This is a genomic window from Hydrogenophaga sp. RAC07 (assembly GCF_001713375.1).
Lineage (GTDB): Bacteria > Pseudomonadota > Gammaproteobacteria > Burkholderiales > Burkholderiaceae_C > Hydrogenophaga.
Window position 1 is genome coordinate 2,614,337 of the sequence record NZ_CP016449.1, and the last position, 23,862, is coordinate 2,638,198.

Annotated in this window: 20 protein-coding genes; all 20 read right to left on the reverse strand. The window is 69.5% G+C overall.

Features of this window, described 5'->3' with window-relative positions:
- Positions 1 to 17 precede the first annotated feature (17 nt).
- The 20 genes from BSY239_RS12125 to BSY239_RS12215 all read right to left on the reverse strand — a co-directional run bounded on the left by BSY239_RS12125 (position 18) and on the right by BSY239_RS12215 (position 23,856).
- Complete coding sequence (locus BSY239_RS12125; protein ID WP_069047077.1) at positions 18 to 2,282, reverse strand: hypothetical protein; 2,265 nt, start codon at positions 2,280 to 2,282, stop codon at positions 18 to 20.
- 38 nt (positions 2,283 to 2,320) lie between these two features.
- Entirely contained in the window at positions 2,321 to 3,271 is a 951-nt protein-coding gene (locus BSY239_RS12130) for a hypothetical protein (protein ID WP_069047078.1), read from the reverse strand.
- Positions 3,272 to 3,274: 3 nt separating this feature from the next.
- Positions 3,275 to 5,959, reverse strand: a complete 2,685-nt coding sequence (locus BSY239_RS12135; RefSeq protein ID WP_069047079.1) for a phage tail protein — start codon at positions 5,957 to 5,959, stop codon at positions 3,275 to 3,277.
- Positions 5,959 to 8,244 carry a putative baseplate assembly protein gene (locus BSY239_RS12140; RefSeq protein ID WP_069047080.1) on the reverse strand — a complete coding sequence of 762 codons (2,286 nt, stop codon included), beginning with the start codon at positions 8,242 to 8,244 and terminating at the stop codon, positions 5,959 to 5,961. The genes BSY239_RS12135 and BSY239_RS12140 overlap by 1 nt, the downstream gene beginning before the upstream one ends.
- The gene (locus BSY239_RS12145) at positions 8,245 to 8,634 is read right to left on the reverse strand and encodes a GPW/gp25 family protein (protein ID WP_069047081.1); all 390 of its coding nucleotides are present in this window, start codon (positions 8,632 to 8,634) and stop codon (positions 8,245 to 8,247) included.
- Positions 8,634 to 10,277, reverse strand: coding sequence for a hypothetical protein (locus tag BSY239_RS12150; protein WP_069047082.1), 1,644 nt, complete (start codon positions 10,275 to 10,277; stop codon positions 8,634 to 8,636). Before BSY239_RS12150 ends, BSY239_RS12145 begins: the two co-directional genes overlap by 1 nt.
- Before the next feature lie 4 nt (positions 10,278 to 10,281).
- Positions 10,282 to 10,968: a phage baseplate assembly protein V gene (locus tag BSY239_RS12155; RefSeq protein WP_069047083.1), complete on the reverse strand. Its 687-nt coding sequence runs from the start codon at positions 10,966 to 10,968 to the stop codon at positions 10,282 to 10,284.
- The gene (locus BSY239_RS12160; protein WP_069047084.1) at positions 10,965 to 12,056 is read right to left on the reverse strand and encodes a phage late control D family protein; all 1,092 of its coding nucleotides are present in this window, start codon (positions 12,054 to 12,056) and stop codon (positions 10,965 to 10,967) included. The genes BSY239_RS12155 and BSY239_RS12160 overlap by 4 nt, the downstream gene beginning before the upstream one ends.
- A 10-nt stretch (positions 12,057 to 12,066) precedes the next feature.
- On the reverse strand, positions 12,067 to 12,237 hold the full coding sequence (locus tag BSY239_RS22440) for a hypothetical protein (RefSeq protein WP_156775469.1): 171 nt from the start codon (positions 12,235 to 12,237) through the stop codon (positions 12,067 to 12,069).
- 20 nt (positions 12,238 to 12,257) lie between these two features.
- Positions 12,258 to 13,247 (reverse strand): CIS tube protein, encoded by a 990-nt coding sequence (locus BSY239_RS12165; RefSeq protein ID WP_069047085.1) that lies wholly within the window; start codon positions 13,245 to 13,247, stop codon positions 12,258 to 12,260.
- Between the two features lie 2 nt (positions 13,248 to 13,249).
- A complete protein-coding gene (locus BSY239_RS12170) occupies positions 13,250 to 13,810 on the reverse strand; it encodes a phage tail protein (RefSeq protein ID WP_083239944.1) in 561 nt (186 codons plus the stop codon).
- The gene (locus BSY239_RS12175; RefSeq protein WP_069047086.1) at positions 13,810 to 15,435 is read right to left on the reverse strand and encodes a hypothetical protein; all 1,626 of its coding nucleotides are present in this window, start codon (positions 15,433 to 15,435) and stop codon (positions 13,810 to 13,812) included. The genes BSY239_RS12170 and BSY239_RS12175 overlap by 1 nt, the downstream gene beginning before the upstream one ends.
- Before the next feature lie 19 nt (positions 15,436 to 15,454).
- The gene (locus tag BSY239_RS12180) at positions 15,455 to 15,898 is read right to left on the reverse strand and encodes a phage tail protein (RefSeq protein ID WP_069047087.1); all 444 of its coding nucleotides are present in this window, start codon (positions 15,896 to 15,898) and stop codon (positions 15,455 to 15,457) included.
- Positions 15,899 to 15,933: 35 nt separating this feature from the next.
- The gene (locus BSY239_RS12185; protein WP_069047088.1) at positions 15,934 to 17,697 is read right to left on the reverse strand and encodes a phage tail sheath subtilisin-like domain-containing protein; all 1,764 of its coding nucleotides are present in this window, start codon (positions 17,695 to 17,697) and stop codon (positions 15,934 to 15,936) included.
- 45 nt (positions 17,698 to 17,742) lie between these two features.
- Positions 17,743 to 18,561 (reverse strand): hypothetical protein, encoded by an 819-nt coding sequence (locus tag BSY239_RS12190; protein ID WP_069047089.1) that lies wholly within the window; start codon positions 18,559 to 18,561, stop codon positions 17,743 to 17,745.
- Positions 18,558 to 19,145 (reverse strand): DUF4255 domain-containing protein, encoded by a 588-nt coding sequence (locus BSY239_RS12195; protein ID WP_069047090.1) that lies wholly within the window; start codon positions 19,143 to 19,145, stop codon positions 18,558 to 18,560. Before BSY239_RS12195 ends, BSY239_RS12190 begins: the two co-directional genes overlap by 4 nt.
- A gap of 281 nt (positions 19,146 to 19,426) precedes the next feature.
- Entirely contained in the window at positions 19,427 to 20,422 is a 996-nt protein-coding gene (locus BSY239_RS12200) for a Bug family tripartite tricarboxylate transporter substrate binding protein (protein WP_069047091.1), read from the reverse strand.
- Positions 20,419 to 21,675, reverse strand: a complete 1,257-nt coding sequence (locus BSY239_RS12205) for an FAD-dependent monooxygenase (protein ID WP_069047092.1) — start codon at positions 21,673 to 21,675, stop codon at positions 20,419 to 20,421. Before BSY239_RS12205 ends, BSY239_RS12200 begins: the two co-directional genes overlap by 4 nt.
- A 34-nt stretch (positions 21,676 to 21,709) precedes the next feature.
- Positions 21,710 to 22,774 (reverse strand): VWA domain-containing protein, encoded by a 1,065-nt coding sequence (locus BSY239_RS12210; RefSeq protein ID WP_069047093.1) that lies wholly within the window; start codon positions 22,772 to 22,774, stop codon positions 21,710 to 21,712.
- Complete coding sequence (locus BSY239_RS12215) at positions 22,771 to 23,856, reverse strand: DUF58 domain-containing protein (RefSeq protein ID WP_083239945.1); 1,086 nt, start codon at positions 23,854 to 23,856, stop codon at positions 22,771 to 22,773. The genes BSY239_RS12210 and BSY239_RS12215 overlap by 4 nt, the downstream gene beginning before the upstream one ends.
- Positions 23,857 to 23,862: the final 6 nt, after the last annotated feature.

Here is a 23,862-nt window from a genome sequence, read left to right on the forward strand (position 1 = left end):
TCGGGTGGCCGGGCCGCTCAGGACGGCTTGCTGGAAGGCGCCGCCTTCTTCGCGGGTGCCTTCTTGGCAGGTGTCTTCTTCGCAGCGGTGCTCCCGGTGGTGGTCTTGCGGACAGCCGCCCTGGCCGGCGCCATGGCGCGCGTCGGGCGGGTGATGCGTTCGGTCTTGGGCCGCCACTCGTCCACCGACTTCACCAGGCCGCGCAGCGTGTCCGCGTCGAGCGGCCGCCGCAGCTCCGTCTGGAGGTACTTGTTGAGCACGTCGCTGGCGATCGGCTCCAGCAGGCTGTTGGCCACCTCGGTCACCAGCGCCGGGTCCTTGATCGAACCGTCGCGCTGCACGTGTTCGAGCAGCAGTCCCAGTGCAGCGGCACTCAACGCTGGCGAAGCCTCGTAGCGCTTGCTCGCGAGCAGTTGCACTTCGGTGGCCAGGGCCTTGGCCGACGAGTTCTTGAACACCTCGGCCCACACGTCGATCAGCCCCAGGCTGTCCATGCGTTTGGTGACGGTCTCTTCCAGCGTGAGCGGGTCCACCGGCTGAACGTTCCACTCGGCGTTGCTGGCGATGCGCAGCAGTTCGTCGGCCGGGATCGGCGTCTTGCTCTCGCGCTGGATCAGCGCCCACAGCGCCTCGTTCTTCTCGGGCTCGCCCAGCACCGCGGCCACGCCCAGCACCTGCGTCTTGTCCAGCGCCGGTTTGCCGGTCAGTTGTTCGGTGGTCGCGATGGCGTCGGTGAGCAAGCCGAGTGCGGCCGCGGTGAGCACCGGCGACTCCAGGTAGCGTTTGCCCGCGAGCAGGCCGATGACGGTGCTGGCTGCCGCAGGCGTGGCCACCTTCAACACCGCGTCGTGGCGCGGCGTGAGCCCGAGCTGGGTGATGCGGGTGTTGAGGTTGAGTTCGATCACACGCTCGTCGTTGCCGGCAATCTCGCGGTAGCTGCCGGCCAGGTCGTCGCGGTAGGCCAGGTGGCGTCGGCGCACGAACCACAGGTTGTTCAGACGCGCCAGGCGCTGCCACTCCGCATCGGCCGGGCCCAGCGCCTTGCTTTGCAGTGCTTCACGCGGCAAGCGCAGCTTCTGCAGGATCTCGAACGGCCGGCGCTGCGCGATCAGGTTGGGCGCGGCGGGTTTGACCACGCGCTGCGCCAGCGTGGCGCCCTGCCCCACCCGCGCGGCCACCGCGCGCCACTCCACGCGCGGCACCGGCGCGAGGATCATCACCGCGGTCGAGTCCAGCGACTCGGCGGGTGCGGTGAGGTCGATGGGCTGCAGCGCCAGCGCCTCTTCCACCAGCGCGGGAAGTTCGTCCTCCGGAATGATCGTGAAGTCCACATCGACCTCCGCCGGAAAGTAGTTCTGCGTGAAGTCCACCGCGTTGATCACACCCGCCGGCAAGGGCCCGGCCGGCGGCAGCGCGGGAAAGTGCGTGATGGCCGGAAAGCCCCGCGTGCTGCCGGGCGGGGCCACGTCGGCCAGGTGCGCCTGGTGCTGCATCAGGTGTGCCAGCCGCAGGCCGCGCGGGGCAAAACCCAGACCCGGCAAATCGCCCCGGTCGGCGCCGAGTTCGCGCCGCACCATGGCTTCGTCGATCCACACCACGGTGTTGTTCTGCAACGCGATCATGGCCAGCGGCAACACATTGGCCGACACACCGGCGGAGGTGCCCTGGGTGAAGATGGCGCGCGCTGCGCGCCCACGGCGCGCGTCCAGCGCATCGGCGCCGCCGTCGTCCTGCCAGGGCACGAGCACCACCGCCGTGGCCTCGATCACGTCACCGTCTTCCACCGTGCGCTGGCCGGTGATGGAAGTCGGGTACGCCCCGATGGGGTTGGCGGTGAATTCCACCGGGCGCAGGGCCAGCACGAACAGGCCGGTGCGGCTGCGCAACGGCGGCTGCGGCAGGCGCGACAGGCCGAAGCGCGCGGAGAGTTGCTCGGCCACCGGCAGGTTGGCCAGCTGCACATCGATGTTGCGCGGCAGGAGCACCAGTTCGCCCGAGGGCGTCACGCCGTGCCCGCTGGAGACCACCAGCGTCTGGGGCTGGCCGCCTTCCTGCACAAACAAGCCCGTGGCCACGCCACTGCCCGCGGCCTGACCCAGGTCGGCCTCGCGGGTCAGAAAATACTGCTGGTCGCGGATCAGGTCGCGTGCGGCGAGAAAGCGGCCGTCGAAGTAACGCGGCCGCCCGCGCCGGTGGTCTTCGATCAACACGCCTGCGTCTCGCAGGGTCTGCACCTGGTCGGAGGCGATCGGCTCGCGGGCGGTGCCGGTGTTCGGGTTCATGGCGTGCTCCGGTGAGGGGATGGGAAAACATGAAAGGCTCAGAGTCCTGTCCAGCGCGCAAGCACGCCCAGGCCCGGCAAGAAACGGCGGCTGTGGTTGTCCACCAGCACGGCGCCACCCGCGCGGACAGTGGGGTCGGAAGGCTCCACGGGAATCAGCACGCGGGCGATGAACACCGCGCTGGCGTCCACCGTGGGCGGGTGCTCGGGGCCGCGCGGCAGTTCATCGGCCGTGCGGTGGTAGCCGTGCAGCACGGCGTCCTGCAGCGCGGCGCGGCGTTCGTCGGCGTCGGCCGACGGGTTGTCCATGGCGGCTTCGCGCGCCAGTGCTTCAGCAGCCGTTTCCTGCTCCACCGGCAAGGTGAACGCGCCCGCGCGCAGCGGCAGGCCCAACCCTGTGTCGGTGAGGTTGTGGCGCGGCACGAGGTGCAGTTCGTAGGCGTCGCGCAGGCGCGAGACGCTCACGGCATTCAGCGCATCAAACGGGCCACTGGCAAAGGCCGGCGTGAGGCCGCGCGGGCAGGCAACAAAACGCAGGAACACGTCGGCCACCACGGCGCGGGCGGGCAGCGCCACACCGGCTTGGGCGCGCGCCGAGATGAAGCGGCCCGGCGATGTGTAGTCGGCCTGCTGCAGGCTGCTGCGCGCGGCCTCGGCGTCCCACCAGCGCTGCAGGCGCAGGCAGGCCGCTCGCGGCAGCTCGATGAGGCGACCCAGCCGGTCCACGGCAAGACCGGCGTTCACCTGAATCTCTTCCGGCCCCGCGTCGGGGCCCGTCTCCACCGCCGGCCGGTGCTCCACCCGCAGCCCGGCCAGCGTGCCGCTGCCGGCCACCGCACCGAGCGCCCGCGCGAGCTGGCTGCGGTGGTAGGTCTGCTCGTCCAGAAAATCCTGCGCGTCCAGCAGCATGCCGGTGGCATACACCGGGCGCTCGCCCAGCGGCTGGCGCGTGAGCGGGTCGGCGGTGCTGAAGGTGGTGGCGGTGCTCATGGGTCACTCCTTGCGGGATCGGGGTCTTTTGCGCGGGATGGAAAGCGGTGTTGGTGTCTCCACGGGTGGCGGTGCTGCCTCGCCGCGCAGGCGCGGGTCCAGCGTGGTCGGGCCGAGCACGAAGTCACCACCGCCCAGCACCGAGCGCTGCGCGCGCACCGGGCGCGGCGGCACGGCGCGCGCCAGGTACGTGTCCACCCCCACCAGACTGGCCACGCCCACCATGAAGGGCCAGCTCGCGGTGGCCACGCGCACCTGCACGTGCGCGGGCGACTCCAGGACCACGATGCGGCGGATGAGTCCGATGTCCACCTCGTCCACCTCGCGGTGCACCAGCACCGTGGCGCGGTGCGCCAGACGGCCGTAGAAGTCGGCGATGTTCTGGTCCTCACTCTCGCTGGTGGCTTCCTCGCGGTACAGCGCCATGAGCTCGGCGCGCGCCTGGTCGCCCAGCACCAGCGTGTCGCCCACCACCGAATTGCCACTGACCTGCAGGCCCGGCAGCAAGGGGTCGTCTTCATCGGCGAGGTCCACACCGAGCAGCGTGGCGAGCAGGCGGCGCAGGCGGAAGTCTTCCAGCACCACCACCTCACCACCACTCACGCCGCCGCCGGTGGCCACGTCCAGCGCGAGCGCGAGCCCGCGGCGCGTGCCGTGCCAGCGCGCCAGCTCGGGCGCGGCCTGCAACCAGGCGCGGCGGCGCGCTTCGGGCAGGGCCGCGTCAAAAGCCAGGCCGACCCAGCTCGCGAGCCAGTCCAGGTGCTCGGCCGGCGTGCTGGCCGGGTCGGTGAGCAGGTGAGCGTGGGCCACGCGGTCTTCGAGCTGCGTGAGCACCCCTTCCACGTTGGCCAGACTGCGCGCCAGAAAATCGGCCGCTGAAGCCTGTGGCCGGTACACACCGATGGCGTGGCCGTCGAGCAAAAGCCGCCAGCAGCGTGCGCTGCCGCCGTCCTTGAGCAGCCAACTGCGCCCGGGGTGCTCCACCACCACCTGCGCGCCATCGCTCAGCACGATGCCGGCGGTGGCCAGGCGCAGCAACAGTGCCACCTCGGGTGCGCCACCGACATCCAGGCCCAGGCTGTAGCCCTCGTCCACACTGTCCAGCCGCTCGCCGGGCAGCTGCGCGGCATCGCCAAACAGGGTCTCGCGGTAAATGCGCGGCAGGTACTGCTCGGCGTAATTGAAGCGGCTGGCCCAGGCACGCAGCGCCACCACCTCGGGGCTTGCGCGGCCGTCGCCGTGCAGGCTCAGGCGCACCCACAGATAGCGGCCGCTGAGCGAACGCACCGCCGTTCGGGCGTTCTGCACCAGCACCGAAAAGAGGCCACGCAAACCGCGCTGCGGTGGCCACGGCGCGAGTCCCGGGTGCGCCGGCAACTCGCTCGGCGCACGCTCCCACACCGCGTGCGGCACATGCGGCCCGGACGCGGCGGGGTCGATGGTCCGCACATCGCGGCCAAACGCGTGCGGGTGCCAGGCATCGAGCCGCTCGGGCGCGGGTGGCTGCGGGTCATTCGTGGCGGCGAGCCACACCACCACGCCGCAGGCGGGCGGAATGCTGGCCTCCATGAACATGCGGTGCCAGGTGGTGGCGGGCGTGCCGCTGTCGATGAGTTGCGCAAGCAGTTGCCCACCCTCGGTGGTGAAGCTGGCCGCTGTGCCGCTGCGCGCCAGGTTGGGCAGCGCCAGCGCAAACAGCGGCTCGGCGGCGTCCTCGCGCACGGGGTAGTGCGCCACGCCATCGGGTCGGTGCACAAACGCTGCCTCGCGCCGGTCGCCCGCCAGCGGAAAGACCTCTCCCAGCGCGGGCAGCTCGCCCGCGGGGCTGTCGTCGATGGCAAACGCGGGTGCGTCCACCCGGCCCGGCATGCGCAGCGCGATGCGTTCGCTTGTCAGCCACGTGAGCGCGTGCGCATGCACCGCGCCACGCAGCGCGCGCATGGGGCCCGGTGTGCGGGTCGCCTCATCCCAGCGCCGCACCCAGGCCCGACCGGCGGTGTTCCAGCCCATGAGCAGCAAGCCGCCCGAAGCGTGGCAGGCCAGCGCGAACGGCTCGGCCACGCCACCCCAGCCGGGGTGCACCACCACCATCGCGGGCGCACGGCAGTTCTCCGGGTCGGGACGGAACACGCCGGGCGCCCAGGCGTCGGCGGCGGGTGTCTGGCTGGGCAGCGGGTAGCCCTTCAATCGCGCCAACCGGCCGCTGCCGCGCTCCAACACCCACACCCCCCCCTCGGGGTGGGCGGCCAGGCGCCAGGGCGCAAAGCCTTCTTCGGACACCTCCGCATCGGCCCAGCGACGCCGCAAGTCGTGCATGAGCACACGCCCGGGCAAGGCCACGTAGAGCACACCGTCGCTGGCCACGCAGAGGTCGGTGGGCACGGCGTCCAGCGGGAGCGCGATGGCGGCCTCCGCAAGGTGGGCGCTGCGCACCACAACGGCCTGGCTGGGCGCGTGCCAGCTGCACACCACGCCCTGCGCATCGAGCGCGCGCGGCACCTCGTTCAGGGCCAGCAGCGCGGCGCTTCGGCTGGCCGCCATGTCCGGCGGCGCTTCCAGTTCACGCTCGGAGGCCAGACACAGCGCACTGCAGTCGCCATGCCAGCGCACATGGCCCAGGCCCTGCCCCAGCGTCGGCCAGTGGGCAGGCGCGTGCAGCGACCAGAAGCGGGAGCCGTTGGCGTCCATCAGCAGAGCTCCGGCACCACCGGCACGGCCACGGCATTGGCCTGCGCAAACGGGTTGGGCAAGGCGCGCAGGTTCGTCGGCGCCTCCGCGCCCTCCACCACCACGATGGACAACAACTCGGGCAACTGCCAGGGCTGCAGGTTCAAGGTTTGCTGGCCACCGGCCTGGTTGCGCGGCAGCAGCGCCCAGTCCTGCTGACCAGCCGCGCCGTGGCGCGCAAACAGCTGCAGTCCGGTGACCTCGGCCACGCCGGCCACACGCGAGACCTCCACCTCCAGTTCACGCTCGCGCACCGGGCGCCCGAGCGCCCAGCCTTCTCCATCAAGCCCGCCGGGCGCAAGCGGCCAGAGCAGGCGGCGCAGGGCTTCGCGCACCTCGTACAGCAGCTTGTCGCGCGCAAAACCTTCGCGCAGGCGCAGCGCCACCGACAGGCCCAGCGGCACGTATTCGCAGCCGATCACGTAGAGCTCGGTGGCCAGCGGCACACGCGCCGAGAGGTGGGCGTGAACACGCTCGATGAAGGGCCGGTCCGGGCGCGGATTGGGCGCAGGCGCGAGGGCGGCCGACGGCAGCACCACCACGCTCACCACGCCGGGCACGTTGAAACGCCGGTCGCGCGGCTTGAAGCGCGGCATCACCTCCACACGGCCCACGTCGGCCGCGGGCGTTTGCAGCGCGAGGCGTTTGAAATCGTCGGCGGTCACCGCGCGCTGCTGGTGGCGCAGCGTGGCCGGGATGCGCCGCTCGGCCTGGGGCAGCGTCTCGGCGTCTTCGCCACCGTCCATGGCCAAGGGCTGGTGAACCTTCATGGCCGGGGCGCGCTGGCCGTTGATCAGTGTGGCGGTGATCTCGCTCAGGCTGCCGGGTGCGAGGTTGCCCGCACGCCCGCCGCCAAAGCGCCCGCGCGCCAGACGCACGCGCATGAGCCGCTCGGGAATGCGGCCGCGCACGCCGTCACCAAAACGCAGGGTGCCGGCTTCGGCATCGAGTTCAAATGCGCCGGCTTCACGCGCCACCATCGGGTCTGCGCTGATGGCGGCCAGGTCGTCCACGCGCTGCCACGGCTGGTAGCCGCGACCGCCGGGTTCTTCCACCTCGACCACCAGCGTCTGTGGGTCCACCGAAGCGGCGGGCAAGGCAAAGCTCTGGTCCGCAGCACCCGTGCTGGTGCCCAGCACCTGGCCTTGCAGCGTCACGCGCTGGTCCACCTCGGCGGCGTTGATGCCCAGCCAGGTGAGCGGCAGGCGCTGCACCTGGCTGCCCGGGCGCGGACGAACGCGCAGCCACGCCACCAGGCGCGCGGCACGCGCCGCGTCGTCCAGCCGGGGCGGTGCGTCGCCCACACCGGCCAGCGGGTTCACGCCCACCTGGTTGGAGGGCACCCAGATGTCGTCGGCGCCGGGCAGCGGCAGGCGCAGCATGCCCGGACGCGTGAACCCGCGCGAGGTGTCGCTGCCAGGCAGCGGCTCCAGCGTGAGGTAATCCAGCGCCTGCGTACCGGGCCGGCGCGTGACCATTTCCCAGATCACCGGCACCTCGGCCAGTGGGCCCACCTCTTCGAACAACGCAGGCAAGGGCAGCGCGGGCACGATGCCCAGCGAGAGCAACGAGGGCACACCGGTGTCACCTCCGCCGAGCGCGGTGCGCACGCTGTCGTTCACGGCTTCCTGCTCCAGCGGGGCGGACGCAGCGGGTGCGAGCAAGGCGATCCACAAGGCGCGGTCGGTCGAGCGCTCGAACACATCGAAGCCACCCACCTCGGCGCGCCCTTCGCCAAACACCGCGAGCGTTTCGTAGCCTTGCACCGCGCCGCTGATGCGGTGCACGCGCGAGAGGCCACTGATCACGTCGGCCATGCGCGCTGCCTCCGCGTCGCTGAGTTTGCGTTTGATGTAGGCCTCGCCGGTGACCGGCAGCACGGTGGTCTCACCCAGGGTCTCGAAAGGCTGCGCGCCCTTGATCCGCGCACCGGACAGCAGCGAACTGGCGCGCAGATCGGCCAGCGGCTGCGCGTACGACAGACCCACGATGCCGCGCGCCGGCTGCGCCGCGCGCAAACCCTGGCCCAGCAGCTTGAGGAACACCAGGCGCTGGCGCTCGGGAATCAGGTTGGCGCGGTACAGCAGTGCATCACCCAGCCAGGCAAACAGCTCCAGCAGCGTGCGCCCCGGGTCGCCCTGGCGCGGGTTGGTCCACTCGGGTGTGTGCGCGGGAATGCGCGCGATCAGGTCTTCAACGAGGTCGTCGAAGCGGCGGTCATCGAGGCTGGGCGGGACGATCGGCATCTAGTTCTCCAGCTGCACGTTCACGTTCATGCGGCTGGGTGCGCCCGTGCGCGCCAGCCGGTACTGGATCTCCACCCGCAGGTGGCTCGGGGCGTCGGGCACGTCCCACACCTCCACCGCGTCGAGCAGGATGCGTGGCTCCCAACGCGTGAGCGAGGCCTGCACCAGATCGCGGATGCGCCGGCGTGTGGCCAGGGTGTTGGGCTCGTGCAGCAACCGGTCGAGCCCGCCACCGAACTCGGGGCGCATGAGCTGCTCGCCCGGGCGCGTGCTCAACACGATGCGGATGCCATCGCGCACGCTTTTCTCCAGCGCCGGCCAGCCGAGCTGACCGTGTTCGTCGGGCAGGCCGAGGAAGGGAAATCCGATGGGAGCGGAGGTCGCGTTCATCAGTCGCCCTTCTTCGGATACGGAATGCAGATCTTGATGAAGGCCAGCCAGCTGAAGATCAGGTTGAGCAGGCCGAGAAAGATGCTGAGCACGATGAAGGCGCAGATCGTGATCGCGGGCAGGCTGAAGCTGCAGATCCATCCGATGGTGATGCCGCCCTCCGGCGGCTTCTTGCCTTCCATCAGGTCTTTGGGGTTGCCGCCCAACAGGTTCTGCAAGGCGGCTGGCACAGCGAACGAAACGTTGGGCTTGAGCGAGGCGAGCAGGCCGGGCGCGGTGATGTCGGGCAGGTCGATGCGCACCGGCGGCGCGCCCGATCCTTCGAACCAGGGTGCGATCACAAAGGGTTCCGTGGCCTCGCTCCAGACGATGCGTGCCGGACAACCGCACTCGGGTTTGAGCCGCACGAAGGCGCGCACCACGTACTGCGCGCCCGCGTCGTCAAAACGGCCCGGCGCGAGGTTGAGTTGGGCAAAACGTTCGGTCAAGGCGCGCGAGAGCGCCAGTCGCAAGGCGCTCGCCTGGTGGCCGGGCAGCGCAGGCCAGCGCACGGGCATCTCGGGCCGCGCCACCTGCTCGTCGCGCTGCACCAGCACCTGCACGGCCTGGCGCAAAAAGGTCTCGGCGTTCACCGTGCGCGCCACCGTCTCGCCTTCGCGCAGCTTCAGCGGCAGCGCGATGGCCGCGAGCTGCTGACGCAAGGCCTGTGCCGCCGCCGAGTTGCCGGCAAAGGCGTTGAACTCGCTGTCCAACTGCCGCAACAAACGCAGGAAGCGCTGCATGCTGCTGCGCGAACCACCGCCGGGGTGCAGGCGGTTCCAGTGCTCGGTGCTCAGGCCGTTGGGCCGCACGGTGGTGGCGATCTCGGCGGCTTCGGTCCAGACCGGGTTCAGGGTCTCGCCGTCCAGGGGGAAGTCCATGGCCTCGCCGCGCAGGGCCTGCACCAGGTGGTGGCGGAAATCGGCGCTCTCGGGCCCGAAGGTGTTGGCCTCGTCGAACACCGGCGCGGTCTCGGCCTGCTCGCCGCTCACCGTGGGCACCAGGCCGTAGTACACCGTCTTGCCCGCGGCCTTGCAGACATCGGGCGGTGCCACGAACATCGGCACCACGTGCTCGTCGAGCAGCGTGTCCTCGCGCTGCAGGGCCAGTTGCATCAGCTCGTGGTCGATGTCGGCCACGCCGGTGCGGCCGCTGTGCAGCCGCAGCTGGCTCGCCGGGTCGTTGGATGCACCACCGATGCGTTGCACCGGCAACCAGCCACGCAGGCGCCCGCGTGATCGCATCCAGCCTTCTTCGGTGGCGCTGCCGGCGCGGCGCACCCGGCGCACCACCAGGCCGGCCGACTCCACGCGCGCGGGGTCCAGGCGCGGTGTGCCCGGCGTGTCGCACCAGGCTTCCAGCACGGCGAGGTGGTGCTGGCGCTGGATGGGCTGGAAGAGTTTGAGCACCTGGCGCTGGGTGCGGGCCGCAGCGCGCGTGGCCAGCAGCCTGGCGCGGCCCTCGGTGCTGGTGATCTCGTCGAGCACGGCGTCGATGAAGTCGCCGTCAGACCGCTGCAGCAGCAGCGGCGCACCGCCCGGGGCCACGCCGCGCGGCGCGCCCAGGGCCACATCGTGGGGAAGTTGCGTCAGCGTGCGTGCCATGGCATCACCACACGTTCCCGGCGCCCGGGGTGTAGCTGGTGGAAATGACGGCGTTGGTCTGCAACACGGCGCACTTCACGATGCCCGAGAAGTCGGCGATGGCCGAGTCCACCTTGACCATGCCCGCGGTCACGTCCACCTGTGCGGCGCTCACGTTCACCTTGGCCGAGGCCGTGACGCTGATGCCCGCCGCCTCCATCACCACCTGGTTCCCATTGGCGTCTTCCAGCGTGATGGTGCCCGGCCCGTCCTGCAGCGTCACGGTCTGTCCGCCGGGGGTCTCCAGCGTCAACGTCTCCTGGCCATCTTCGTCGAGGATGGTGATGGCCACGCCGTTCTTCGACTTCAGGCGCTTGGTGCGGTGCTGGCCGTTGGCCAGATCGGCGGGCGATGGCGAGTTGCCGTTCCACAGTCCGCCGATGATGAGCGGGTGGCGTGCGTCGCCGTTCATGAAGATCACCAGCACCTCGTCGTCCACATCGGGCAGGAAGAAAAATCCCCGGTCGTTGCCCGCAAACGGCGCCACCACGCGCGCCCACAGCGGCGCGTCCTGGTCGCCCACGCCGTCGTGCGCCAACAGGCGCACCTGCACGCGGTTGCGGCCGGCGGGATCGTCGAGCGACACCACCTGCGCCAGCGCGCCGGCCTGAAGCCAGGCGGCGGGTCGGTCGAACAGGCCGTCGCGCTTCATGTGCCTTCTCCCAAATACGCGCACTCGCCGCTGAACTCGGTGCGGTATCCCGCCGTCTGGTCGTACACATGCGACGCGGCGCACACGAAGTAGCGGTTGTCGAACTGCGGCGACAAGCCCGTGACCGACACCGTGGTGCCCACGCGGATCGCAGGGTTGCCTTCGCTCAGTCCTTCGATGCGCACAAAGCGGCGCGCGCGCTGGTCCAGCGCCGCCGTGGCCACGGCTTGCGCCTCCGCGTCGCTGCTCACCGCGAGATGCCCGATGTGTTCCTGGCGCGAGCCCAACGCTTCGTCGAGCCACGACAAGCCGCTGCGCCCGCTGCCCGGCCCGCTGTGCGTGATCTGCGTGGCCTCATGGCTGACCGCGCTGCCGTCCACCGGGTTCCAGCCCGCTGCGCTGGTGGCGGTGACCTGTTGCGACAGGTCGGCGATCACGCGGGCGCGCATGAGCTGCCCGAACAGCGCGAGCTCCACCTCGCCACGCGCCACATCGCCGCGCGGCGACACCTGGAGCTCATCGCCCACGATCTGAAGGTCGGCGTCAAACCGCGCCAGCAGGCGGCGCAAGAAAGACAGGTCGCTTTCGTTGATCTGCGCCCAGGTGTCCACCGGGCTGGTGAGGCCGGTGACGGTGGGGCGCAGGTTGAGCGCACCGGCCACCTCGCGCACCACATCAGCGGGCGACAGGTCGGTGTAGACCTTGCTGCGCCGCGCCAGGCGCGCGGCCTGCAGCGCGTCTTCGGCCAGCACCGTGATCTCGGGCGCGCCGCCCATGCTGAACAGCAGCTCGATGGCGCTGACCTTGCCGCGAAACACCTCCGTGGGTGCCTGCACGTCACCGGCGTACACCGCCAGATCGGCGCCCAGCTTCAGGTCGGACTGCGCGCCAAAGGCCTGTTCGGTGCCGCCCGCCGTGGTACCCACCCAGTTCGAGAGGCGCAACTCCAGCCGGCTCATGCCTCCCTCGCTTTCGTCCATGCGCATGGCAATCAACAGGTTGGACAAGCGCACATCGGCCTGCCCCGCGATCCGCAGCGTGGGGCGCGCGCTGTAAAGGGCTTGTCGGCTGAGAGCGGCTTCGGTCATGGCGCGAAGCTCAGTCGGTGTGCAGGCGCCAGATGCGCTCGGCGCGCAAATCCAGCGCCTGCTGCATCGCCTCCAGCGCACGCGGGTCGTCGGGTGAGGCGGCTTCGTTGGCCTGGACCGTGGGTGGACTGGGCCTCTCGGCCGGCACCTCGGCGGTGACTTCTTCAAACGTGATGGGCATGTGTGTCTCCCCGTGTTCGTTCAGTCAAAGGCGATACGGGCCTGCAGGTCGGCTGCAGCCCCCACGTCGGTGCCCAGGCTGTCGGCGCCCGATCCGCGCGCCATGCCACCCGGCGCAAATCCGGTGGCACCCACGCTCACCTGCCCAGCGGGCAACAGGGCCTGGGCGTTGGGCAACGATGCGCTGGCGCCGGCCCCGGTACCCACGCGCAGGCCGGCAAACGCGACCCCGGCCGTGGCGCCGATACCGGCGCCGGCGCTGGCCCCCAAGCCAACCCCGATCCCTACACCGATGCCCACACCAGCGCCCGCCCCGAGCGACAGCGAGCCCGACGCAAAAGCAGCCGGTGCGCCCAGCGACACGTTCGCATCCACCAGCAGCGATGCACTGCCGCCAAAGCGCAAGCTGGCCGAGGCGTTGGCGCTGGCCACGGCGCGCGCCGCACGCGGATCCCCACCCGCTGCGGCCACACCCGACGGCCCGGCACCCCCGGGCACCTCCATCGCGGAGTTCGGCTTCCGGTCTGCCGACGAGGCCGGCGCACTCGCACTCTCGAAGTTCGGCGCGTCGCTGGAGAGCGTGAGGTTGATGCCCGCGCGCAGCGGCACACCGTCGTGCGAAAACAGATCCAGCGTTTCCTTGTATTGCTCCACCGTGCCCACGAAACGGTAAGCGCCCCAGCTGAACTCCACGCGAGGCGGCGTCTTCTCGTTCTCGCCGCCAAAGGGCTTGAGCATCTGCGCCATCTTGTCGGTGGTGCTGCGCACGTCTTCCCCGCCTTTGACCTCACCGCTGAGGTTTTCAGCGGTGGTGTCGAACACCAGGTCCATGGTGAGCTTGGCCACGGTGGCGCTCACGTACTGGCGGCTGCCCGCGCCCTGGCCGGCGGGGCCCAGCGTGTTGGACACGGTGTACTGCAGCGAGGCCGGGTTGAAGTGCACCTTCACCACCTGCTTGGGCGCCGGACTCAGCGTCTTGAATTCGGCAACGGCAATGGCACGTTCGGTCATGCTCAGGCCTTGGGAAAACCGAGGGTGAGGCCTTCGTGGGCCAGGTGCAGCTCTTCCACCGCCACCTCGGTGGCGCGGGCATTGAGATCGGCGGCCTTGAATTTCACCGGCATGCAGCGTGCGAGCGACCAGGTCATCACCTTGGTGCCCGCGCCATCGAGCATGTGAATGTCCACGTCCATGCGCGCGGCGTAGTCGCCACCCGAAACCATGGCGAACCACTTCCAGAGGTGGCGGTTGTCGGTCATGCCGCGCTTGAGGATCACGGTGGCGTGGGTCACCTGCCCCGCGCGCTGGAAGGCCGCATGGTTCACACCGCCGCTGCGGATCACCTTGGGTTCCATGGTGGCCTCGAGACCCGTGCATTCGGCAAAGGCGCCCTGGCACAAGTCGACCTCGTTGCCCTGCGCCGCCCCCGCGCCCGACTGGCGAAAGCGCAACTGAAAACGGAACGGGATCAGCGGCGCCGAGGCTTTGGCGCCCGCAGGCGCACCGGCTCCCGTGCCCAGGCCGATCGACACCTGGGCCGAGGCGCTGGCAGAAAATTCCGCACCGATGGCCATCACGCCGCCTCCCGCACACGGGCGTGGTTCACACCCGCCGCTGCGAGCGCCAGCACCACGGTGATGCGCTCGATGCTGTGCGCCGGCAACACGGTGATCTCGGTCACGAGCCGCCCGTTGTCGATGTCGTTCTGCGTCATGGTGCTGCGGTCGCAGCGCACGCTGAACGCATCCGTCGGCGTGGCGCCGGCCAGCGCGCCCACCCGCCAGAAACCCTTGAGCAGTTCTTCAAGGCTGCGCTCCAGCCGTGTCCAGGTCTCGGGGCCGTTGCCGTCGAACAGAACGCTCTGGCCCCGCAGGCGCGCCGCGCGCAGCAGCGTGGCCATGAGGCGGCTCACACCGCCGCTGCGCCAGGCCGCATCCGGGGTGGTGGTCACGTCCGACTGCAGCGCCCAGCCACCGGCCTGCTGGGTGAAGAGGCACACGCGCCCGGCCAGTTGTGCACTCGGCGACTGCGGGCCCGCACCCCAACCGGGCAGGGGCACAGCGCTTTGCAAGTCACGCAGCGCCGGCATGGACGTGTCGCCGGCCACGCTGGCATGGGTGCCGCGCACCAGTGCACTGCCGGCGATCAGACCCGCCAGCGCGCCATCGGGTGGCTCCAGGCCTTCGGGCAAATCCTGTGCGGCGCGTGTGGCCAGCCAGGGGTAGCCCAGTTGCACGAAGGCGCTGGCGATCGACAGGCCGCTCGCGTCCACACGGCCTTCGGCTTCCAGCACACCGCTGCGGCGCAGAAACGCCAGCATGTCGTTGTGCGCATGAACACCGCCGTCGCTCAGCGGCCGGCGCGCGTCTTCGCGTGGCAAGGGCAACGCACCCACGAACAACATTTCGCGCTGGTGCTGCGCCAGGAACGCGCGCACGCTGGCGACGGCCACGCGCCAGGGGCCGTATCCCGGACCGTCCAGGCGCGGCGCGCGCAGGGCACGAAGGCCCGCGTCTCTGGGCAGTGCCGGTTCCTCGGGACTGCATTCCACAAAGCCTTCGACCGGTGGCTGCAACGGCACGGAAATCGACGGCGCCTGCGGTTCGGTCGAACACGCATCGGGCAGGTCGGGCAAACACAAGAGGCTGGCTTCAGAGAGCCCGACCACATGGCCGATGCCGCGCCAGGTGCGCGGGTCCATGGGCTCGAACACCTCGCCCACCGGGTCGCGGTCGCTGAAGCCGGGGATGAGCCGGGCCAGGCGGGCGCGCCGCTTGGCCGCGCGGTTGGACGCCGATTCCAGAAATGCCCACGGATCGCCCACCCTCACCACCACCGCGCGCTGACCGCCCCGTGCGAAAAAGCTGCGCACGGCCGCACCGAGGTAGGTGGCGCACAGCGAGGGCGCACCGCTCACCGCGTCGGGCGCGCGGCCCACCAGGCGCTCGTCCCAGGCAAAGAGGCGGTCAAAGAGTGCCCAGCTGTCGATCACCACCGGCACGTTGTCCAGCGCTTCCAGCGCGTCCGTTCCCTTGCGCCAGGGCCCGTTCACCCAGCCCGCGTCGATGAGCTGGCGGCCCACCGACATGGGCAGCGGTTGCTCGCGCCGCCGCGCCACGAAGCCCACGAAACACGCCACATCGGTGCGTTCCGGTGCGGTGCGCAGGGCGGGCGCCGCGGTTTCGAAAACGAGGCTCATGGGTACCGCCAGGCCTGGTTCAGGCGGTGATTTCCATGGCCTCGGCCGACAAGGCGATTTCCTCCATCGCCACGTCGCCCCCGCCCTTGCCCGCCAGCGTGGGCCCGGTGTATTTCATCGGGATCACGCCGCGCAGCACCCAGGTCTGAACGGGGGTGTGGGCTTCGTCGAGCAGGGTGATGGTCACGTTGCGCTGCGCGGCCGGGCCCTGCGTGCGGGTCTGGCTGATCCAGTCGAACAGCGTCTTGCTGTTGAGGATGCCGCGCTTCAAGGTCACGTCGGACACCTTGTGGATGCCGGCGACCTTGCGCACGTGGTTTTCCTTGTCGTTGCCGTTGCGGTACTCGGCCACGGTGACTTCGGTGCCGATGCCGCTGACATCGGAGAAGCCGCCGAAGACCTCGCCGCCATCGAAGTTGACGAGGTAGTTGAAGGCGCCGTAGGGCGTGGTGCGGTTGGCCATGGTTCAGCTCCTGATGGGTCGTGTGAGACGGGATGTCACTCGCGGGCGTCGGCCGTTTTCTGGCCGATGCGGAAGATCACGAACTCGGCCGGCTTGATGATGGCCACGCCGATCAGGCAGATGAGGCGACCGTTGTCCAGGTCGTTCTGCGTCATGGTGCTGCGGTCGCAGCGCACGAAATACGCCTCGTCGGGCGAGGTGCCGAGCAGTGCACCACTGCGCCACTCGTTGTAGAGAAAGTCGGCAATGGTCTGGCGGATGTTGGCCCACAGGCGCTCGCCATTGGGTTCGAACACGGCCCACTGCGTGCTGCGGTCGATCGACGCCTCCAGGTAGTTGAAGTAGCGCCGGTCGCTCACGTATTTCCACTCCGGGTCGCTGGAGATCAGGCGCGCGCCCCAGACACGGTTGCCGCGCCCGCTGAAGAAGCGCAGGCAGTTCACACCGGCCGGGTTGAGCAGCTCCTGCTGCGCAAAGTTCACGTCGATCTCGAACCGCAGCGCGCCGCGAACCACCTCGTTGGCCGGCGCCTTGTGAACGCCGCGCTGCACGTCGTTGCGCGCGTAGATGCCGCTCACAAAACCCGAGGGCGGCAGCGCGATCTCTTTCGGAATGTCTTCGCGGCCCGGGCGCGCCAGCGGGTTGGACACCACCACCCACGGGTAGTACATGGCGCCGTACTTGGAGTCGAACAGTCCGCGCCAGGTGCGCGCCGTGGTGGGCAGCAGCTCCGGCGGTGTGTCGAGCACGGCGATGCGGTAGGCGCGGCGGCCTTCGGCGTGCGCGATCACTGCGCTCGCAATGGCCTGAGGGTTGTCGTCGTCGTCCACGCCGTAGGCCGAGCTGCCGGGCGCCGCGACGATGGACACGTCTTCCAGCGAGGCGATCTCGGCAAGCGCGAGTGCGTAGTTGGTCGAGGTGGGTTCGCCGCCATCTTCACCCCCGGTGAGCGTCCAGACGCGCTCGGGCTGGCCCGCAGCATTGTTGGCCGCGCCATTGAACAGACCCGCGTGCAGCTCCGAAGGTGAGACGGCGGATCCAACGTCGACGGCATAGAAGTTTTGCAGGTGGTCGCTGCGTCGCGACGGTGTGGCCGACATCACATGACCGATCCAGCGCGGGTGCGTGTTGGCCAGCCCCATGTCTTCAAAGCTCAGACTGTTGCCGTCACCGTCGATGGTCAACGCCGAGACCGTGATCAGATGCGGGGCGCCCGCGAGAACGTCGGCCTGCGCCACCGCGTCGCCCGCGAGATTGGCCGCCGGGCGCCAGCTGTTGGCCACGCGCACCAGCAAGGCCGGGTTGCCCGCCAACGTGGCGCGCACCAGACTGCCGGCAGGCGCGTTGGCCAGGGTGGTTTCCGACGCGGGCGTGGAGGCTTCACGCACCACCACCTGGCCGTTGCCCGCCGCCCCGGGAAAGCGCGCAATGAAGCGCACACCTTCATCTGCTCCTCCGATGATCTCCACCGTTGCGACCTCCGGGTCGGCCCCCACCACGCGCGAGACGTACAACCGCGAACCGCCTTCGTTGAAGAACGCCCGCACCGCATGCGCCAGGTAGTTGGTGCCGGGCACGCCATCGCCCAGCGAGAGATCGGCAAACCCGCCGTAAATGCGCTCGAAGTCGCCGTAGCTGGTGAGCAACTCGGGCGACTCGGGGGTGTCGTTGTCCACCCGGTACGGGCCCTTGCGGGTGGGCCCGACAAACGCGGTGGTGCTGGTGCCCACCCCTTCGATGCTCTTGGCGCGGAAACTGGTTTCCTCGACGTAAACGCCTGGCGCGAGGTATTCAGGCATGGTGTTTCTCCTTGTGAAGTGCGGGTGGGAACATCGCGAAGGTCCTCAGGGCAGGTCGATCCCGAGGGAGATGTGCAGCGGTCGACCGGCCGCCAGGCTGACAACGGCGCTGGCCTGCGGCAGGCCAGCGCGCGCTGTTTCAATGGCCACCGGGTCCACCAGCGGCAAGGCAGAAGGCACGCGACCGAGTTGCACGACCGCCTGGGGTGTGCGCACCACACTGGCGGGGTCGGCCACGGCCTGCAGTTCGGCCGGGATCTGCGTGACGATCACGGCGCCCGGCTCGGTGGACCAGGTGGTCACAGGCACACCGGCCACCGGCACCAGCGCTTCGCCGCGCCAGTCGCTCAAACCGAGCGCGCGAACCGCGCCCGCGGTCACCACGCGCAGCAGCACGCCACCCAGCGCATCGCCGCTGCCTTGTTCGAACACGCTCACGCTGATGCAGGCCCAGTTGGAGCCGACCCGGCCCGTGGACGAGGGGTACATGGGCACAGTCAGCGGGCGAAACAGCGAGTCGGGCTGGTCGGCGTTGGCCGGATTGGCGTCGCGCGGCAGCGCCACACGCACCAGCCGAGGCAAGTAGTCGCCCTGCGGGTCGGAGACGGTCAGCATCAAGGCCAGCGAGCCCACCGCCACGTCATCGGGCGCCGTGGCAAAGGCGGTTGCGTGGTGGGCCAGCGGCAACCATTCTTGGATGACCAGCAGGCCACTGCGGTTGCGCTGGACGCGCACGCCGTCGGTTGCCTGCACGCGCAAGGGCCGGTCCAGCGCCGCGCCGGTGGTGGCGTCCACACAGCGCAAGGCACCCAGCACGCGGCGTTCGGCACGTTCAACCTCGCGGGCGTTGAGCAGCAGCGTCATGAGGCTGCCCCCACGCTGTAGGCGAATCGGCTGGCGACCACCGGCACCGCCTCGGGCAAGTCGTCGGGGTCCAGCCGCACGGTGCGTGCGATGTAGGACGCCGAGAGCCGGTACGAAGGCTCCAGCGCGTCCCAGATGCGCATGATGTCCTCGGTGGAGAGCTCGGCGGGCACGATCTGGATCACCTCGTCGGCGTCCCAGGCGGGCTCGGGGGTGAGCGACGAGGCATCGAGCAGCGGGAACAGGTGCAACTGCCGCATGGCCCAGGCCATCAGGATGTGCTCGTCCAGGGCGGTGTCGCCCCAGGCCGAGAGCAACACGTGCAGATCCAGGCTCAGCGGCGCAGGCCGGGCCTGCGGCGCGCGTGAGGGTCGCTGCTGACGGCTGTGTTCGTTGACCGTGGCGCGGTAGAGGTAGAGGCTGACCCGGTTGCCCTCGGTCGGCGGGTTGGCCATCTCCTGCGAAGACAACACCACGAAGTCGCAAGACGGCATGGTCATGCCATTGGTGGCCACCGGGTATGTGTTGTTCAGGAAGGTCGCAATCGAACTGCAGACCGAATGGATCGCCAGCACGTTGGCCATGGCGTCACGTCCCGAAACCGGCAGAAAACGCGGGCAGGTAGCCCTGTGAACGACGCATGCCGCCCCCTCCCCAGAAGTCGTCAAACCGTTATGACAATGAACCTTTTAAGATCACTACCTTGTCGTTTTGTTACAACTTAGGTGTGATTTATTTGACGTTTTTATAACGCCTGTTGGTTCAAAGGAGACGAACAACTACGTTTTTGTCGACGGATTTACAAATGCAAACATGCGGCCGAAGCCGCCTGTTTGCATCCGGGCGCGAGCCCGTTCAGTCCCGTTCAGGGCCGGATGTTGTTGCGCTGGATCACGTCGGCCATCACGGCTGTGTCGCTTTCAATGCGACGGCGCAGGCCTTCGGGCGAGGTGCCTGCCACCTGCCAGCCCTGCGCAAAGATCTTCTGGCGGATGTCTTCGCGGCGAACGATGTCCGTGAGCAGCGTGGCCAGGCGGTCCACGTGGGCCTTGGGCAGGCTGTTGGGCGCGGCCACCGCGTTCCAGATTTCCAGCTGCAGGTTTTTCACGCCCGCTTCCGCCAGGCTGGGCAGTTCGGGCACCACGCTGCTGCGACCGGCCGAGGTGACACCAATCGCGTTGAGCTTGCCCGCGCGCACCTGAGCCATGGCCAGGCCTGGGGGCAGCATCGACATCTGGATCTGGTTGCCCAGAAGGGCCGTGATCACCTGCGGATTGCCGGGGTACGGCACGTGCACGGGCGCAATGCCGGCGCGGCTCTTGAGCAACTCCATGCCGAGGTGGGCCACGGTGCCCACACCGGGCGTGCCGTAGTTCCAGCTGGTGCCCGACTGCTTCGCCGCGGCAAAGAAAGCGGCGCCACTGGGGCTGCCAGCGGGTGCGCTGAGCACCAGCGGCGCCACCGCGATCAACGAGACCGGCGTGAGATCTTTCAGCGGGTCGTAGGTGGTGTCGGGGTTGAGGATCTTGGCGATCGTCATGTTGCCGTTGATCATCAAACCGATGGTGTGGTCGTCGGTGGCACGGGCCACCTGCGCTGCGGCGATGTTGCCGCCGGCACCGGGCCGGTTCTCGATCACCACCGGCTGGCCCAGCGCCTGCGACAGCGGCTCGGCCAGCAGGCGCGCCATGAGATCGGGCGAGGACCCGCCGGGGAAACCCACCACGATCTTGAGCGGCCGGCTGGGCCAGGTGGCTTGCGCATGCGCGGTGGGCAACACGGTGGCAGCCACCAGGGCTGTGGCAGTGGCCAGGGCGTGGCGGCGGGTGATTCCGCTGTTGGTGGTGGACTTCAGGGTCATGTCTTCCTCTTGGAACGGGGTGAAGGAGCGGGGTCTTGCTCGGGCTCGGGCGGCCCGTCGTAGAGCCACGGATTGTCCAGCAAAGCTTCGCCCAGCCAACGCATGGCCGTGTCGCGTCCGAAGCGCACCAGGCCGGTGGCGTGAAAGATGCGGCCGTTGCGCTGCGAATGCTGCTGCACACGTGCATTGCGTTGCCAGCGGGTCTCGGCAAAACGGGACAGCACGGACGGCCAGTTGATGGGGGCCGGCGCTGGCTGCAACAGGCGTCCGATCGTCCATGCGTCCTCGATCGCCATCGCCGCACCCTGCGCCAGGTAGGGCCGCAGTGGATGCGCTGCGTCGCCCACCAGGGCCACCCGGCCCTGCGCGTGCTCGTGCGCTCCGTTCATGGCAGGGCGGTCGTTCAAGGCCCAGAGCGACCACGCGGGCGCAGCGTCGATCATGGACAGCAGGTCCGCACAGGCCGGGCCGAGTGAGCGCTGGAGGTCGGCAGCCCGGGCTTCGTGCGTCCAGCTCTGCGGGTCCGATCCCGGCTCACCGCCATGGCCCTGCCCGAGCACGCCGTGCACCACCGCCACCACATTCACCCATTCGCCACCACGCACGGGGTAGTGCACCACGTGCATGCGCGGCCCGAGCCAGGCGGTGACCACGTTGGCCCGCAGCGCGGCGGGCAGGTCGGCCGCGCGCACCATGCCGCGGTAGGCCAGGTGACCACTGGCGCGCACCGGCTGGGCGCCGAGCAACTGCGAGCGCACGCGGCTCCACAAACCGTCGCAGCCCAGCAGGGCTTCGCCGGACAGCGTGCTGCCGTCGTCCAGCGTGGCAAACACACCGCCCGAGGTTTCGTCGAATGCCGTGAGCCGCGTGTTCAAACGCAGTTCTGTGAGTTCGTGCGCTTGCACGGCAGCCAGCAGCAGCGCATGCAAATCGGCCCGGTGCAACGTGGCGTAAGGCTGTCCATGGCGAGCGATCGCCATAGCGCCCAGACGCAGTTGCCCAAGCTCGTTGCCCCGGTGGGCGTCACGCACCCGAAGCGCCTCGGGAAAAGCCGCAGTGGCCTGCAACGCATCGGAGAGACCCCAGTCGGCCAGCACCCGCGTGGCATTGGGCCCGAGCTGCAGCCCCGCCCCCACCTCGCCAAACGCCGCCGCCTGCTCCAGCAGCACGGTCGGCACACCCTGACGTGCCAGCGCCAAGGCACAGCCCAGTCCACCGATGCCCCCACCGGCGACGATCACTTGTTGGTTCATGCGGGGATTGTGCCGGTGCCGCCCGGCGGCGCCCTCACAGAATCCGGTTGAACCACAACACCGACAGCCCCGCCGCGAACAGCGCGAGGATGGACGCCACCAGTGCGAGCAGGCCGGCGATTTCGGTTTCCTTTTTCTCGACCGTCAGGCGCGAGCTCAAGGTCTCGTAGACCTTCTTCAGGTTGTCGGCTGTGCCGGCGTAGTAGTACTCGGCCTGCGTGGTGCGGGCCACTTCCTTCAGGCTGTCCTCGTCCAGCCGCACGCGCATGGACCAGCCCTCGAACCCGATGATTTCGCCGTCCACCGTACCCACGCCCACGGTGTAGACGCGCACCCCGCGGTCGGCGGCCATCTTGGCGGCTTCTGCGGTGTCCACGCCGGTGGTGCGCTGGCCGTCGGTGAGCAGGATGATGGCGGCCGAGCTGTACGAGCCCGGCGCCACCGGCACAAAGGCCTTGGGTTCGGTCTTGGGCTGGTCGATGGCGCGGCCCTGGGGGGCAAACGGGTCGCTGTTGCGGTTGTAGGTCATGGCACCGATGTCGAAGCCCTGGCCCGGGAACAGCTCGGAGAGCGAGACCACGATGGCGCTGCCGATGGCGGTGGCGCGTTGCAGCTGGAACTTGTCGATCGCGGTCACGAGGTCTTCGCGGCTGAGGGTCACGGGCTGCACCACCTGGGCCGAGCCGGCAAACGCCACGATGCCGACCTTCACATGTCGCGGGAGCTCGGCGAGGAAGGCCTTGGCGGCGTTTTGCGAGGCCACCAGGCGGTTGGGCTGCACGTCTTCGGCGCGCATGCTGCCCGACACGTCCATGGCCAGGATGATGGTCTGCTCCTGCGACGGCAACACGATGCTCGCCATGGGGCGTGCCGAGGCCAGCAACATGGTGGCAATGGCCAGCAGCAGCAGCACCGGCGGCACATGGCGGCGCCAGCCCGGGCCCTTGCCCATGGCTTCGCGCACGATCGCCAGGCTGGCAAAACGCACCGCAGCCTGCTTGCGCCGACGCAGCAGCCACACATACAACAGCACCAGCAGAGGCAAGGTCAGCAGCAGCCAGAGCAGCTGCGGCCACAGGAAGGTGACGGGGATGTTCATGGTCGTGTTCCTTCACGGGGAATGCTGAAGCTGCCGCGGTCGCGGCTGGGCATCTGGGTCGGCATGCTGCGGCCGGCCTGCGCGTGTTTTCCGACGCGCAGGCGGCGCTTGCGCAGGTCGATGAACCGCACCACCGCTTCGGCCAGGTCGTCGTCGGTGGAGAGCTCCAGCGTGTCGACCCCGGCGCGCGCCAGGCTCTCGCGCAACTGCGCCTCGCGTTGTGCGGCGATGCGCGCGAAGCGCTGGCGAAAGCCCGCGTCGTGCGTGTCGACCATCAGCTGTTCGCCGGTCTCGGCGTCGCGGATCGGGATCAGCCCGAGGTCGGGCAGGTTGAGCTCCAGCGGGTCGAGCAGGCGAACAGCCACCACGTCGTGGCGGCGCGCGAGTTCACCCAGCGGCTTTTCCCAGCCGGGCTCGCTGATGAAGTCGGACACCACGAACACGGTGGCGCGCTGGCGCACGGTGTGCACTGCGGCCTTGAGCAGGTCGGAGAGCTGGGTCACACCGTCCTTCACGGTGGCGTCTTTCTTCGGTGGCTGCAGCACCATCTGCATCAGCCGCAGCACCTGGGTGCGGCCGCCGCGCGCAGGCAGTACCGCGTCCACCACGGGTTGGCCGCGCGATCCATACAGCACCGCGCCCACGCGATTGCCGTGACGCCCGATCAAGCGCGCGAGCACGGCGGTGAAGTCGAGCAGCACCTGGCTCTTGCGCTGGTTGCCCGAACCGAAGTCCACCGAAGGACTGAGGTCGAGCAAGAACCACGCTGCCATCTCGCGGTCTTCGGTGAACACGCGCACGTGCGGCTGCTGCAGGCGCGCGGTCACGTTCCAGTCGATGTGCCGCACGTCGTCGTGCAGCTGGTATTCGCGCAGGTCGGCCAGATCCAGACCCGAGCCGCGCATGAGTGTTTTGTAGTCGCCCTGCAGCAGGCCGTCGAGCTTGCGCAACACGGTCCATTCGAGCCGGCGCAGCAAGGCGTCGGCGCGTTGCGTGACCGGTGTGGCCAGCGCGATGCCTGCGGCTTTGGCCTGCGCACCCGCCGGGGTGCGATCGGATCCGAACAGGCGCTTGAAGAACATGGTGCG